This window comes from Erwinia persicina (assembly GCF_014838825.1).
Taxonomy (GTDB): domain Bacteria; phylum Pseudomonadota; class Gammaproteobacteria; order Enterobacterales; family Enterobacteriaceae; genus Erwinia; species Erwinia persicina_A.
The window spans coordinates 412,689-427,025 of record NZ_JACYMO010000004.1 but is presented as its reverse complement, the minus strand read 5'-3'; the positions used below and the strand labels follow the sequence as shown (position 1 = coordinate 427,025).

Below are 14,337 nucleotides of genomic sequence, written 5' to 3'. Positions count from 1 at the left end.
GTACACTGCCTGGCAAAAACGGCGCTTTCCTGACGGGGCGCCGTTTTATTTTGTCTTTCCCTGCGCTTGTGCAAAAAACCACCAAACAGTGCCATTAGCAAAAAAATTTACGCCTGGCCCTTGAAAGGCCTCTCCTGCGGCCGCATCTCATTCGTCACGAGGCCGGTTGCTCATGATGCCCGGCTTTCATCCCAAAACTGATTGGACTTCTCAAAGGAGAGCTAACAATGAAAATTCGTCCATTGCACGATCGTGTTATCGTCAAGCGTAAAGAAGTTGAATCCAAATCTGCAGGCGGCATCGTGCTGACCGGATCGGCGGCGGGTAAATCCACCCGTGGCGAAATCCTGGCCGTCGGTAACGGTCGCATCCTGGAAAATGGCGACGTGAAGCCATTAGACGTCAAAGTAGGTGATGTGGTCATCTTCAGCGAAGGCTACGGCGCGAAAACTGAAAAGATCGACAACGAAGAAGTCCTGATCATCTCTGAAAACGACATCCTGGCCGTTGTTGAAGCGTAAACAGCGCGTAATTCACTGAACGTAACGAATTTAAGGAAAAAGATAAAATGGCAGCTAAAGACGTAAAATTCGGTAATGACGCTCGCGTAAAAATGCTGCGCGGTGTGAATGTACTGGCAGATGCAGTAAAAGTTACCCTGGGTCCGAAAGGCCGTAACGTGGTCCTGGATAAATCTTTTGGTGCACCGACCATCACCAAAGATGGTGTTTCTGTTGCGCGTGAAATCGAGCTGGAAGACAAGTTCGAAAACATGGGCGCTCAGATGGTGAAAGAAGTGGCTTCTAAAGCTAACGATGCTGCGGGTGACGGTACCACCACCGCCACCGTACTGGCACAGTCCATCATCACCGAAGGCCTGAAAGCCGTCGCGGCGGGTATGAACCCGATGGACCTGAAGCGCGGTATCGACCAGGCGGTGATCGCTGCGGTTGAAGAACTGAAAAAACTGTCCGTACCTTGCTCTGACTCTAAAGCGATTGCTCAGGTCGGCACCATCTCTGCTAACTCCGATGAAACCGTGGGCGAACTGATTGCTCAGGCGATGGAAAAAGTGGGCAAAGAAGGCGTGATCACCGTTGAAGAAGGTACCGGCCTGCAGGACGAGCTGGACGTGGTTGAAGGTATGCAGTTTGACCGCGGTTACCTGTCCCCTTACTTCATCAACAAGCCAGAAACAGGCGCAGTTGAGCTGGAATCTCCATTCATCCTGCTGGCTGACAAAAAAATCTCCAACATCCGTGAAATGCTGCCAGTGCTGGAAGCCGTTGCGAAAGCCGGTAAACCACTGCTGATCATTGCAGAAGATGTTGAAGGCGAAGCACTGGCAACGCTGGTGGTGAACACCATGCGCGGTATCGTGAAAGTGGCTGCCGTTAAAGCCCCTGGTTTCGGTGACCGTCGTAAAGCCATGCTGCAGGACATCGCTGTTCTGACCGGCGGTACCGTGATCTCTGAAGAGATCGGTATGGAGCTGGAAAAAGCCGGTCTGGAAGATATGGGCCAGGCGAAACGCGTTGTGATCAGCAAAGACACCACGATCATCATTGATGGTACCGGTGAAGAAGTGGCTATCTCTGGTCGCGTGACGCAGATCCGTCAGCAGATCGAAGAAGCAACATCAGATTACGACCGTGAAAAACTGCAGGAGCGCGTAGCGAAACTGGCAGGCGGCGTTGCCGTTCTGAAAGTGGGCGCAGCCACTGAAGTTGAAATGAAAGAGAAAAAAGCACGCGTTGAAGATGCCCTGCATGCAACCCGTGCAGCGGTAGAAGAAGGCGTTGTTGCTGGTGGTGGTGTTGCACTGGTACGTGTGGCTTCTAAGCTGTCTGAACTGCGCGGCCAGAACGAAGACCAGAACGTGGGTATTAAAGTTGCGCTGCGCGCGATGGAATCCCCACTGCGTCAGATCGTAGCTAACGCCGGCGAAGAGCCTTCCGTTGTGACCAACAACGTGAAAGCGGGCGAAGGTAACTACGGTTACAACGCGCAGACCGAAGAGTACGGCGACATGATCGACTTCGGTATTCTGGACCCAACCAAAGTCACCCGTTCTGCACTGCAGTACGCGGCTTCTGTTGCTGGCCTGATGATCACCACCGAATGTATGGTGACTGACCTGCCTAAAGGCGACGCGCCTGATTTAGGTGCTGGCGGCATGGGTGGTATGGGCGGTATGGGCGGAATGATGTAATTCCTTCCCACCCCCGTGTGAGAATAAACCCCCTGTCTTTGACGGGGGGTTTTTCTTTTTGGGGGGAAAATAGTATAAGTAATGGCGCAACGCTAACCCGCTGAACGGGTTAAGGTGCATGGGGCAAGGATAGATAAGACACCGTGCTTATGTTCGGTACGCTCTGGCCTGATTCTGATGATAATAAATGGGGATTATAATGCGGATTAACTTGCTGGGACTCTCTGTGGCGGCCCTGCTGCTGGCAGGCTGTAGTTCTTCTTCTAACACGCTGAGTTCTGCGGGCGAACGCGTCACCTTTACCGATCAGCAACCGGCCAGCAGCTGCCAGTTGCTGGGCAACGTTACCGGATCGCAAAGTAACTGGTTCTCGGGTTCCGGCGGCGAGGGCAGTTCACTGCGCGGCGCGGCTAACGACCTGCGCAATCGTGCCGCAGAGATGGGCGGCAACGTCATTTACGGTGCGACCAGCCCAACCCAGAACATCTGGTCCAGCTTTGCACCGCTGGATAGTAAAATGAGCGGCCAGGTTTATAAATGTCCGTAAGCCTGTCATGCTGCTGATGTTCAGAAAGGGTGGCATGATGGCCACCCTTTTTACTTTCCGGCACAAAAGCAGGACTTACTCCTGACGTAGCTGGAGGTCCAGCGGCGTTTTGCTCGGCTCCCCGCCAATTTCCCGCGCCAGCTTCGGCACCATATAGCCTGATACCCTGCCCAGCAATTCACGCATAATGACGCGGGCACGCTCATCGTCTACATAGAAATGTGCGGCACCCTGCACTTTATCCAGTACGTGCAGGTAATAGGGCAGGATACCGGCATCAAACAGTGCATTACTCAGCGTGGCCAGCGTGGCGGCATTGTCATTAATGCCGCGCAACAATACGCTCTGATTGAGCAGCGTCACCCCGGCCTGCTTGAGGCTTTGCATTGCAAGACGCAGATCGTCGTCGATCTCCTGCGCATGGTTGATATGGGTCACCATCAGCGTTTGCAGGCGTGACTGAGCCAGCCGCTGGCACAGTGTTTCCGTGATGCGTTTGGGGATCACGACCGGCAGGCGGGTGTGGATGCGCAGGCGTCTGATATGAGGGATCTGCTCCAGTTCACTCATCAGCCAGTCCAGTTCGTGATCCTTCGCCATCAGCGGATCGCCACCGGAGAAAATAATCTCATCCAGTTCTGGCTGTTGTCGGATATACTCCAGGGCTTGCTGCCAGTTGCGTTTATTGCCCTGGTTATCAGAGTACGGAAAATGGCGGCGAAAACAGTAACGGCAATTGACGGCACAGCCGCCTTTGACCAGTAACAGCGCACGATTACGATATTTATGTAACAGACCCGGCACCACGCTGCTCTGCTCATCCAGCGGATCGGTACTGTAACCCGGTGCATCAACGAACTCCTGCTGCGAGGTGATCACCTGAAGCAGCAGAGGATCCTGCGGATCGCCTTTACGCATACGTGCAGCGAAGGCCCGCGGGACGCGCAGGGCAAAAAGACGCCGTGCGTCATGGCCTGAAACCAGTTCAGGGTGGTGTTGCAACGCTAAAAGTTGCAGTAATTCATCCGGATCAGTGATTACATCGGCAAGTTGATGCAACCATTCTTCTCGCACAGGGGTATTTAGGGTTACAATGTGTGCCATTTTTTTGGCTAAGTACCAGTTATAAATTTAGAGGGCCTTCATGGCGACTTATTCTAGCAACGATTTCCGTCCCGGTCTTAAAATCATGTTCGAAGGCGAACCTTATGCCATCGAATCCAGCGAGTTTGTGAAGCCAGGTAAAGGCCAGGCATTCGCACGCGTTAAAATGCGCCGTCTGCTGACCGGAACGCGCGTTGAGAAAACGTTTAAATCTACCGACTCCGCTGAAGGCGCTGATGTCGTTGATACCAACCTGAACTACCTGTACAACGACGGTGAGTTCTACCACTTCATGCACCCGGAAACCTTCGAACAGCACCCTGTTGAAGAGAAGACCGTGGGCGATGCGGCTAAATGGCTGCTCGACAATGCTGAGTGCATCGTGACCCTGTGGAACGGTAAGCCGATCCAGGTGCTGCCACCGAACTTCGTTGAGCTGGAAATCACCGACACCGATCCGGGCCTGAAAGGCGATACTGCGGGGACGGGCGGCAAGCCAGCAACGCTGTCTACCGGTGCGGTAGTGAAAGTGCCACTGTTCGTGCAGATTGGTGAAGTGATCAAAGTCGATACCCGTTCTGGCGAATACGTTTCACGCGTAAAATAAGCCCGAATCAGTAGGGGCCTGCCCGTCAGGCCCTTATCTTTTCAATTCCCTCCCCCTGAACTTCTCATAAACTGACCTTTTTTCTGCTTACCACGGGCAGGTGGATAAAATGCAGCTATGCTTATAGCGTTGTACTTATCTCTAATTAAAAGGAAATTGCTATGAAGAAAAGTATTGTTGCCATTCTTTCAGTTCTGGTGCTCTCTTCCGTACTCTCAGCTTGTAACACCACGCGTGGCGTAGGTGAAGATGTTGAGGCAGGTGGTCAGGCAATTCAGAAAAGCACGAATTAATCTGCTTTGACGGGCCGGCGCGCTGCACCGGCCCGACGTCGTTATTGCTGATTAACCCAGATCAGCTTATCCACGGCAAACCCGGCACGACGGGCTTGCGCCACCAGATCGGCTTTCACGCCGGCATCCAACTGTGGTGTCCTGGACAGGATCCACAAGTACTCCCGGTTAGGCCCACACACCAGCGCATGCTGATAATCGCTATCCAGCGCGATCACGTTATACCCCCCGTAAAATGGCCCGAAGAAGGACACTTTAAGGGTGGCGCGATCGCTGGGGCCGGTAAAGTAGGCTTTGCCCACGCTCTCCTGCCAGCGCTGTTTTTTCGTATTAAAGCCCCGGTTAACCACTTTCAGGCCGCCATCGTCTCGCTTGCTGTAGGTGGCGGTAACGTGATCGAGCCCGCGTTCAAAACGGTGATCGAGACGGGCGATCTCATACCAGCTGCCCAGGTAGCGTTCGGCGTTGAATCCGGTCACAGGGGTAACGCCCTGCGGTGGGGTGGTTGAACAGGCGACCGAGAGCAGTGCCCCGGCGCCTGCGGTGAGCATTTTCCAGAGTGACATAAACCATTCCTTTATCATTGAATGGCTTAAGTATAGCCTGTGCTGTGTTTTTAGACCGCAATAACGGCGATCAGCGCCACCACGCTCAATAACGAGGCGATCCCGTAGCACAGCAGTTTACTGGACGGGACGTGCAGTCTGAGATCGTGAAGGCTGTGGTGCAGGCGGTGCAGCGCGCACCACAGCGGCAGGACGATAATCAACAGCAGGATCACTCTGCCCGGCAGTGACTGGGCGAAACCCAGAATGCGCTCGTAGCTGAAGGTTCCTGCGGGGGCCCAGCCCAGCGGCAGCAGCAGCCCAACCAGCAGAACGATCACCGGGCTGACCAGCGCAGCCCACATGCCTCCCGCGCCAAACAACCCCCAGAAGATCGGTTCATCAGAACGTTGTGGTTGTGTTTTCATCATGACTCCTCAGGCCAGCAGTGATACGGCCAGCACCGCACCACTCAGAATAATCAATGCCAGCCACAGCCCTTTGATCACCGGCTCCGGTGGCAGCTTTTCCCCTTTGACGATAATAATCTGTGCTTTGGGGGCCAGGTCGAACCAGGTTTTGCTGTGATGCAGGGCGGCGACCAGCGCCACCAGGTTCAGCAACAGGACGATGGGGTGTTGCAGGAAGCTGACAAAACCTGCCCAGCTAGCGGGCCCCAGTTTGAGCGCAAACAGGCCGATAATCAGCTCAATGCTAAACCACAGCGCGGGAATAGCTGTGCCTTCACGCAGCATGTACAGACGGTAAAATGGCAGCGCCTGCCACCAGTTTCCCCGTACCGGACGAATATACGCATTACGTTTTGTGGTCATTCATGGCCTCCTTAATGGGGTTTGAGCGTGGCGATCAGGAAGTCTTTGCTGCTTTCCACTTTGCCCTGCTGGATAGCGGCGGCCGGATCGACGTGTTTAGGGCAGACTTCTGAGCAGAATCCGACAAACGTGCAGCTCCAGACGCCGTTAATACCGTTAAGCTGCGGCATCCGCTGGGCCTTACCCTGGTCGCGGCTGTCAAGGTTATAGCGGTGGGCAAGGGTGATGGCCGCCGGACCAATAAATTCCGGATTAAGGCCAAACTGCGGGCAAGCGGCATAGCACAGGCCACAGTTGATGCACCCAGAGAACTGATGGTATTTCGCCATCTGCGCCGGAGTTTGCCGTCCGGGACCTTCACTGGCACCGCGCGTGTTGCCGATGATCCAGGGTTTAATGGCCTCCAGACTCTCGATAAAGTGCGTCATATCGACCACCAGATCGCGTTCAATCGGGAAGTTAGCCAGCGGCTCGACCTTCATTCCTGACGGGTAATCACGCAGGAAGGTTTTACAGGCCAGTTTCGGCACGCCGTTCACCATCATGCCGCAGGAGCCGCAGATGGCCATGCGACATGACCAGCGATACGACAGGTCAAAGGCGAGGTTATCTTTGATATAACCCAGAGCATCAAGCAGCGAGGTGGTTTCATCCCACGGCACGTCATAAATCTCGTTGCGCGGAACGCGATCGCTTTCCGGGTTATAACGCAGAATATCAATCTGACGGCGTTTGCTCTCACTCATGAGCAGGCTCCTTAGGGGTTTTGTCCTCAGAGGCCGCGCCATACACGCGTGCGGCTGGCGGGAGATGGGTGATCGTGACCGGATCATAGGCGACCGCAGGGGCACCCTGCGGGTTGTAGAATGTCAGGGTATGGGCGAGGAAGTGTTCGTCGTCGCGCGTGGTGCAGCCTTCATCCAGTCGCTGATGGGCACCGCGAGACTCTTTCCGCTGGATGGCCGAATGGGCCATACACTCCGCCACATCCAGCCCGTGGGCCAGCTCAATGGCGTACAGCAGTTCGGTATTGAATACGCTGGAGGTATCGGTAACGCGCAGGCGGGAAAAACGCTGCTTCAGCTCGGCCAGTTTATCGATCGTTTTTTGCATCAGGTCGGTGGTGCGATAAATGCCGCAGCCCTCTTCCATGGCCATGCCCATTTCGTCGCGCAGGGTGGCTGCATTTTCGTTGCCCTGTTGGTTCACCAGGCCATGCAGGCGTTTCTCAATATCGTTGCGCTGTGCGCTGAGGACGGTGTCGCGTAGTGGATGTGGCTGGGAGGCCCGCTGTGCAGCCTGTTCGCCCGCCAGGCGACCAAAGACCACCAGCTCGGCCAGCGAGTTAGATCCCAGGCGGTTAGCCCCGTGCAATCCGACTGATGAGCATTCACCGACGGCAAACAGACCCTGAATACGGGTTTCGCACTGGTCGTTGGTTTCAATGCCGCCCATGGTGTAGTGTGCGGTCGGGCGAACCGGAATAGGGGCGGTAATCGGGTCGACCCCCACGTAGGCTTTGCTCAGTTCGCAGATAAAGGGCAGTCGCTCCCGCAGCTTTTTCTCACCCAGATGGCGCAGGTCAAGGTACACGACATCACCCCGCGGGGTGGCGATGGTACGCCCTGCGCGCCACTCGTGCCAGAAGGCCTGGGAAACCTTATCGCGGGGCCCCAGTTCCATATATTTGTTCCTCGGTTCACCGAGCGGGGTTTCCGGCCCCATGCCGTAATCCTGCAGATAACGGTAGCCGTCTTTATTGACCAGGATACCGCCTTCACCCCGACAGCCTTCCGTCATCAGAATGCCCGAACCCGGCAGGCCGGTCGGGTGATACTGGACAAATTCCATATCGCGTAGCGGAACACCATGACGAAACGCCATGCCCATACCGTCGCCGGTGACGATGCCGCCGTTAGTGTTATAACGGTAGACGCGTCCGGCCCCGCCGGTGGCGAGGATCACTGACTGCGCGCGCACCTCCAGCAGCGTACCCTCCATCATGTTAAGGGTCACCACACCGTGCGCGACGCCATCATCTACCAGCAGGTCGAGGACAAAATGCTCATCCAGGCGCTGGATTTGCGGGTATTTCAGTGAAGTCTGAAACAGGGTGTGCAGCATATGAAAACCGGTCTTATCGGCGGCAAACCAGGTCCGTTCGATCTTCATTCCACCGAAGCGGCGCACGTTAATCGATCCGTCTTCTTTACGGCTCCACGGGCAGCCCCACAGCTCCATCTGCGCCATTTCCTGCGGACAGTGCTGGACAAAGTAGTCCACGACCGGCTGCTCACACAGCCAGTCGCCCCCGGCAACGGTATCGTGAAAGTGAGAATCAAAGCTGTCCTGCTGCTGGGTGACCGCAGCGGCTCCCCCCTCGGCGGCCACGGTGTGGCTGCGCATCGGATAGACTTTGGATATCAGGGCAATCTTTAGTCGCGGGTTGGCTTCGGCAGCGGCAATCGCGGCACGAAGCCCGGCACCACCGGCTCCAACAATGACCAAATCGGCATTCAGGGTTTGCACAGCTTCCTCCCTTATACCCGACATACTTCCCACCGCATCGCCATTGAAGCGGGTCCTGCGGGGCGAAATAGTGAAGGTATGTAAGTGTTTGACATGATTCCAGAGGCACGGCGGGTGGTTCTGACCCGCCAGTCGCCGCCCAGTATAGGCGGGTTAAAAACGCGCTAATTTGATGTGTTCGGCCATTTAGGCGGGTAGCGGATAAAAACCACTTTATTTTTAAGGATAACGCACTGCTGGTTTTTTCGACGTAGAATTGTGTGTTGCTGCTGGTACAGGTAGACTTCCTGCCCCTACTGACTTTGGAGTGAAAAAGATGAGCGATTCGGCCAGCTGGCGGCCTTGTGCACCCATCGCCAATTTATTGAAGCGTGCGGCGATTATGGCTGAAATCCGGCGTTTCTTTGCCGATCGCGGCGTACTGGAAGTGGAAACCCCGGCGATGAGCCAGGCAACGGTGACGGACGTGCATCTGTTCCCGTTCCAGACGCGGTTTGTGGGGCCCGGCGCCGCCGCAGGCATCGATCTTTATCTGATGACCAGCCCTGAATACCATATGAAACGCCTGCTGGCAGCGGGCAGTGGCCCGATCTTTCAGCTGTGCCGCAGCTTCCGTAATGAAGAGATGGGGCGTCACCATAATCCCGAATTCACCATGCTGGAGTGGTACCGGCCACACTATGATATGTACCGCCTGATGAACGAGGTGGACGATCTCTTACAGCAGGTGCTGGAGTGTGCGCCGGCAGAAACCCTGTCCTATCAGCAGGCGTTTATCCGTCATCTGGAGATTGACCCGCTGTCGGCCGATAAAGCGCAGCTGCGTGAGGCCGCCGTGAAGCTGGGCGCAGGCGATCTGGCCCATCGGGAAGAAGATCGCGACACGCTTTTACAGCTGCTGTTTATGCTGGGCGTGGAGCCTGAGATCGGTAAAGAGAAACCCGCTTTCGTTTATCACTTTCCGGCAAGCCAGGCGTCGCTGGCTGAGATCAGCACGGAAGATCATCGCGTGGCAGAGCGCTTCGAGGTCTATTTCAAAGGGATTGAACTGGCCAATGGTTTCCGTGAGCTTACCGACAGCCGCGAACAGCGCCTGCGCTTCGAGCAGGACAACCGCAAACGTGCCGCAGCCGGTCTGCCGGTGCAGCCGATTGATACTCACCTGCTGGACGCGCTGGCTCACGGGATGCCGGAATGTTCCGGCGTGGCGCTGGGGGTGGATCGTATTGTGATGCTGGCCCTGAAGGCCGAACAGCTCAGTGATGTGATTGCGTTTACCGTCGATCGTTGTTAGCGCGCAGGGCGCACTGAAAAGTCGGTGCGCCCCGTCAGGATCCCGGCGTCAGGGCTGAAGGGCCACCTTCGGCCAGTGCCGGGTCATCACAACCCGCCCGATCTATAATTACGTGCCGCAGGCGCGCCGTTGCTGGCGGGGGTTTTGCGACCGATCGTTTCCATACGCACCTGGAACGGTGGGAACGGCATCTCCAGCCCGTGCTCCTGATAACCCCGCAGGATCAGCTGGTGCAGCTCGTGTCGCAGCGGCATGCGGTGCCCCATTTCTGCAGCGTGAATGCGCAACTCAAACAGCTGGATCCCCTGCTGCAAATCCACCAAGAAGGCTTCCGGCGGCGGTGTCTCCAGCACGTAGCTGCATCGCTGTGCGGCGGTGAGCAGCACGTTGGTCACCTCTTCACTGTTCGCCTCGGCCGGGGCCGGGATGGTCAGTACCACGCGGGTGACCGAGTCTGACAGCGACCAGTTAATAAACTGCTCGGTAATAAAGGCCTTGTTCGGTACGATAATCTCTTTGCGGTCCCAGTCGGTAATGGTGGTGGCGCGGGTATTAATGCGTGTGATGCTACCGGTCAGATCGCGGATGGTCACGGTGTCCCCGATGCGGATCGGCTTCTCGAAGAGAATGATCAGGCCGGAGATAAAGTTCGCAAAGATCTCTTGCAGACCAAAGCCCAGGCCGACGGTCAGACCCGCCACCAGCCACTGCAGTTTCGACCAGTCAATGCCGATCAGGGAGAACCCGACCAGACCGCCAATCAGGATCAGCATATATTTGGTCAGGGTGGTGATGGCATAGCCCGTGCCGGGCGTCAGGCTGAGGTGCTGCAACAGCGCCAGCTCCAGCAGGGCAGGCATATTGCGCACCAGCTGGGTGGTGATCACCAGGACCAGGATAGCAATCACCACCGAGCCCAGCGTGATCGGCTGCAGGCTTTCCACTCCCTGTACGGTAGTGCTGACATCCCACAGGCGAATATTTTCCATAAAGCCAAACGCGGAGTGGATCTCTGACCACAGGACGATCACCGAAACCAGCGCGATCAGCGTCAGTATTGAACGCACCAGGCGTAATGACTGCGCGCTGATGGCATCCAGGTCTATCACCGGCTCTTCTACCTCCACGCTGTCGGCGGCGGTTTGCTGGGCGGCGAGTTCCTCTTCGCCGCGCGCACGCTGGGCAAGGATCTCAGCCCGGCGCTGACGTGCCCGATCGAAGGCGATACGCCGCCGCTGGATCAGCATCCAGCGGCGAATAATATGGTAAATCACCAGCAGCAGGAACCAGATCGCTAACGAGGTTTCCAGGCGCGCCAGCAGCGCCTGAGCTGCCGCCAGATAGCCGATACAGGAGGCGAGGGCCGCGACCAGCGGGATTGCGATCATCGCATTCCACAGCATCCGGTTAATAAAGTTATCGCCGTTGCCCTCTTTATCCAGATGCAGGGGGATCCCCGCCCGTTTCAGGCTGACGGTCACCAGGCTCAGGGCACCGCAAATCAGAATAAAGCACAGGCGACCGAGCGTGGCTGAAAACTCGCGGTCTTCAAGATTATCGAAGGCGATCAGCATCATCATCAGCGGGACTACCAGACCGATGCACAGCGTATAGAAACGCATCGCGCGCGCTACACGGGTTTGTGGCCAGCGGAAATGGACGATGAACAGCCCCTGCGAACGGGCAAAAGTATTACTGACCATAAACGCCCAGAGCAGTGGGACGCTGGCGGTCACGCCGTCACCGATGGCAATGGCAATCGGATAGGGCCAGGCGTGCTGCAAACCAAAGCCCAGCGCTGCCCACAGCACCGGCAGAGGGAGTGCCACCAGAATTGACCAGAACACCGTTCGCAGGGTGAGACTGAAGTGATCCTGGGTCACCTTGCCGACTTTACTGGAGGCGCGTTCAAGGAATTTACGGAAGTGGCGGCGTGAGCTGATGCTAAAGCCGACCAGCAGCACTGCGCCAAGCAGCGGCAGCACGGTTTCGCGGCTGGTCACCATCATCACCATCGCGCCGCCCAACTGACCCAACGTGTCCAGCGACAGCAGGCGGTGCAGGTCACGCGCGAGGTTGATGGGGTAACTGAAGTCCACGGCGCTGACATCAGCCGTCCAGAACAGGTAACGGTGGGTGGCTTCTTTGACTTCATTTAGCGCATCCACCAGCTGGCTGTTGCCGACTTTCAGTTTGGTGACACCGAGGATCAGGTTGTCACAGCCGGAAAGCAGGGAGGTCAGCAGCTCACGCTGGGTTTTCAACTGGGCTTCAAGGATACGGCGTTGTTCAGGCGTCAGGTCGCTGTTGTCATCCTGACGCAGCTGGCGCAGCGATTTCTGACGCTCGAGCAGATCTTCATAGTAGAGGCGCTGCACGCGCAGCTGGGCCATTTCATTATCCAGCTGCTGCGGTTTGGGCATGTCCGGCAGGCGGGCCACCTGGGCACGCAGCGCTTCGCCCAGCACGTTGGAGACGCCCAGCCACTGCGACTGTTCGCGAATGGTGCTGAGTGCCTGGCGAACCTGAATGGTCTGATTGGCGGCGGTTCGCTGCTGCGAGGCCACCAGGTCCATGCGCTGCGCCTGCTGATTTAGTGCGCTGGAAAGTTCGCGGTTGATGCGAAACTGTTCGGTGATGCCAGCGGGCATATCACCGCTGTTTTCGGCCAGCTGTTCGGTGCGGGCCAGGGCCATTTCGGCCTCACGCTGGCGCAGGCTGTTAAGTTGATTACGTAAATCCTGTAAATAGGCATCCAGGCTGGCGGCTTTACGCTGATGGACTTCGGCGCGCATACGCGCCAGCTCCTGACGGTTGTTGGCTGAAAGCTGTGCCAGCTCAAGCTCATCCACGCGGGCTTTTTGTGCGGCAGACTCCGCCTGACGCTGCGCCAGCTGGGCCTGACCGAGTGGCGTGTTGGGGGCAGGCTGTCCCTGTAAGCGACGTTCTATCTCGTTCAGCGCGCGGCGGGCATCGGTTTGCTGCTGCGGCAGCTGGGAGAGAGAGTCGCTGATCTCACGGGCGCGATCCTGCTCCTGCTGGGCCTGGCGGCTCTCTTCCAGCAGCTGGCTGCTGACCTGCAGGATCTCCTGATCGAGATCGGCGGCACTCATGTTGCTGCGCAGCGGCTTGTTGCTGTCTGTCAGGGTGACGATCTGCTGGCGTAATTCACGGGAGAGCTTGGGAAAATCGTCGATGACCTGCTGATAATCCTGCGTAAGATCCACCGATTTCTGATATTCATCCAGCCAGTTAAGCGTGGACTGCAGGGCCTCGACGGTGGCGGTCTGACTTGCGGAAGTTTTTTCTGACTTCGCCTCTTCCAGCTGTTGTTTGATCTGCGTCGCCTCCGGTGCGCTGGCGGCATAAACTGGCTGGAGCAGGCTCCAGCCTAACAAAAGGGTGAGTATCAGACGTGACATGATTATCCGCTATGGATGATGGAGGACGTCTTCCGCACTGTCTTTTTGCAGTGCGATGGCGAGGGTCGTGCCAAGACGGGTTTTGCTCTCAGCCGTCAGGCTTTCTGCCAGCTTAACTTTACCAGGAGCAAACAGGTTGATCACGGTTGATCCGAGTTTAAAGCGCCCCATTTCCTGACCTTTCAACAGGACGATCGATCCCTCGGCATCCGCACCCGGCCAGCTCCAGCGTTTGATCACGCCTTCACGCGGTGGCGTTACGGTGCCCGCCCATGTGGTTTCGATGCTGCCAACAATCGTAGCGCCCACCAGAATCTGCGCCATCGGACCAAATTCGGTATCAAACAGGCAGATCACCCGTTCGTTACGCGCAAAGAGGTTGGGAATGTTCTGTGCCGTCAGCGGGTTCACCGAATAGAGGTCGCCCGGTACGTAGATCATTTCGCGCAGGATCCCGTTACAAGGCATATGAACACGGTGGTAGTCACGTGGCGCCAGGTAAGTGGTGACAAACTCACCGTCACGGAACATCTCAGTCATCGCGGAATTACCCGCGAGCAGTGCTTCCAGTGAATAAGTATGTCCCTTAGCCTGAAAAATTTGTTCTCCGTCAATATGGCCTAACTGGCTGATCGCGCCGTCAGCAGGCAGAACCAGCAGATTCGGGTCGGTTTCGATCGGGCGGGCTTCGTCGCGCAGCGGGCGGACGAAGAAATCGTTAAAGGTACGATAGCTGGCGGTGTCCGGCTTCTGCGCCTCTTTCATATCCACCTTGTAAAACCAGACAAAAGCGTCAATCACGGCTTTGGTCAGCCATCCACCCCGTTTGCTGGCACCCCAGCCGGCCAGTTCAGTCAGGGCTTTTTTAGGCAGTATATTATTCAGGCCGAGTTTAATACGATCTAACACGTTAGCCTCCTGGCTCAATCAGATATAGCTGCCCCGGGTCAG

At 56.6% G+C, this 14,337-nt stretch carries 14 protein-coding genes; 6 read left to right on the top strand and 8 right to left on the bottom strand.

Features of this window, described 5'->3' with window-relative positions; all coding sequences use genetic code 11:
* Positions 1 to 227: 227 nt before the first annotated feature.
* The 3 genes from IFU29_RS13480 to IFU29_RS13470 all read left to right on the top strand — a co-directional run bounded on the left by IFU29_RS13480 (position 228) and on the right by IFU29_RS13470 (position 2,759).
* Positions 228 to 521 (top strand): co-chaperone GroES, encoded by a 294-nt coding sequence (locus tag IFU29_RS13480; protein WP_062745758.1) that lies wholly within the window; start codon positions 228 to 230, stop codon positions 519 to 521.
* Between the two features lie 47 nt (positions 522 to 568).
* Entirely contained in the window at positions 569 to 2,212 is a 1,644-nt protein-coding gene (gene groL, locus IFU29_RS13475) for a chaperonin GroEL (RefSeq protein WP_062745755.1), read from the top strand.
* Between the two features lie 199 nt (positions 2,213 to 2,411).
* On the top strand, positions 2,412 to 2,759 hold the full coding sequence (locus tag IFU29_RS13470) for a DUF4156 domain-containing protein (protein ID WP_191934356.1): 348 nt from the start codon (positions 2,412 to 2,414) through the stop codon (positions 2,757 to 2,759).
* Positions 2,760 to 2,834: 75 nt separating this feature from the next.
* On the opposite strand, the gene epmB is transcribed toward IFU29_RS13470, so the two are convergent.
* A complete protein-coding gene (gene epmB, locus IFU29_RS13465) occupies positions 2,835 to 3,863 on the bottom strand; it encodes an EF-P beta-lysylation protein EpmB (RefSeq protein ID WP_191934355.1) in 1,029 nt (342 codons plus the stop codon).
* A gap of 40 nt (positions 3,864 to 3,903) precedes the next feature.
* Between epmB and efp the strand changes: the two genes are divergently transcribed.
* Both efp and IFU29_RS13455 read left to right on the top strand, forming a co-directional pair.
* Positions 3,904 to 4,470: an elongation factor P gene (gene efp, locus IFU29_RS13460; protein WP_062745732.1), complete on the top strand. Its 567-nt coding sequence runs from the start codon at positions 3,904 to 3,906 to the stop codon at positions 4,468 to 4,470.
* 161 nt (positions 4,471 to 4,631) lie between these two features.
* Positions 4,632 to 4,763: an entericidin A/B family lipoprotein gene (locus IFU29_RS13455; RefSeq protein ID WP_062745730.1), complete on the top strand. Its 132-nt coding sequence runs from the start codon at positions 4,632 to 4,634 to the stop codon at positions 4,761 to 4,763.
* 41 nt (positions 4,764 to 4,804) lie between these two features.
* On the opposite strand, the gene IFU29_RS13450 is transcribed toward IFU29_RS13455, so the two are convergent.
* Genes IFU29_RS13450 through frdA form a run of 5 tightly spaced genes read right to left on the bottom strand, consistent with a single transcriptional unit; the run spans position 4,805 to position 8,670 of the window.
* Positions 4,805 to 5,329: a lipocalin family protein gene (locus IFU29_RS13450; RefSeq protein ID WP_062745728.1), complete on the bottom strand. Its 525-nt coding sequence runs from the start codon at positions 5,327 to 5,329 to the stop codon at positions 4,805 to 4,807.
* 50 nt (positions 5,330 to 5,379) lie between these two features.
* On the bottom strand, positions 5,380 to 5,739 hold the full coding sequence (frdD, locus tag IFU29_RS13445; protein WP_191934354.1) for a fumarate reductase subunit FrdD: 360 nt from the start codon (positions 5,737 to 5,739) through the stop codon (positions 5,380 to 5,382).
* Positions 5,740 to 5,745: 6 nt separating this feature from the next.
* The gene (gene frdC / locus IFU29_RS13440; protein WP_191934353.1) at positions 5,746 to 6,141 is read right to left on the bottom strand and encodes a fumarate reductase subunit FrdC; all 396 of its coding nucleotides are present in this window, start codon (positions 6,139 to 6,141) and stop codon (positions 5,746 to 5,748) included.
* Positions 6,142 to 6,152: 11 nt separating this feature from the next.
* Positions 6,153 to 6,887, bottom strand: coding sequence for a succinate dehydrogenase/fumarate reductase iron-sulfur subunit (locus IFU29_RS13435; RefSeq protein ID WP_191934352.1), 735 nt, complete (start codon positions 6,885 to 6,887; stop codon positions 6,153 to 6,155).
* The gene (gene frdA / locus IFU29_RS13430; RefSeq protein WP_191934351.1) at positions 6,880 to 8,670 is read right to left on the bottom strand and encodes a fumarate reductase (quinol) flavoprotein subunit; all 1,791 of its coding nucleotides are present in this window, start codon (positions 8,668 to 8,670) and stop codon (positions 6,880 to 6,882) included. The genes IFU29_RS13435 and frdA overlap by 8 nt, the downstream gene beginning before the upstream one ends.
* Positions 8,671 to 8,986: 316 nt before the next feature.
* Between frdA and epmA the strand changes: the two genes are divergently transcribed.
* A complete protein-coding gene (gene epmA / locus IFU29_RS13425; protein ID WP_062745707.1) occupies positions 8,987 to 9,964 on the top strand; it encodes an elongation factor P--(R)-beta-lysine ligase in 978 nt (325 codons plus the stop codon).
* A gap of 86 nt (positions 9,965 to 10,050) precedes the next feature.
* Here the strand turns inward: epmA and mscM are convergent, their stop codons facing one another.
* Positions 10,051 to 13,386: a miniconductance mechanosensitive channel MscM gene (gene mscM / locus IFU29_RS13420; protein ID WP_191934350.1), complete on the bottom strand. Its 3,336-nt coding sequence runs from the start codon at positions 13,384 to 13,386 to the stop codon at positions 10,051 to 10,053.
* A gap of 9 nt (positions 13,387 to 13,395) precedes the next feature.
* Positions 13,396 to 14,295 carry an archaetidylserine decarboxylase gene (asd, locus tag IFU29_RS13415; RefSeq protein ID WP_191934349.1) on the bottom strand — a complete coding sequence of 300 codons (900 nt, stop codon included), beginning with the start codon at positions 14,293 to 14,295 and terminating at the stop codon, positions 13,396 to 13,398.
* Between the last annotated feature and the right edge of the window lie 42 nt (positions 14,296 to 14,337).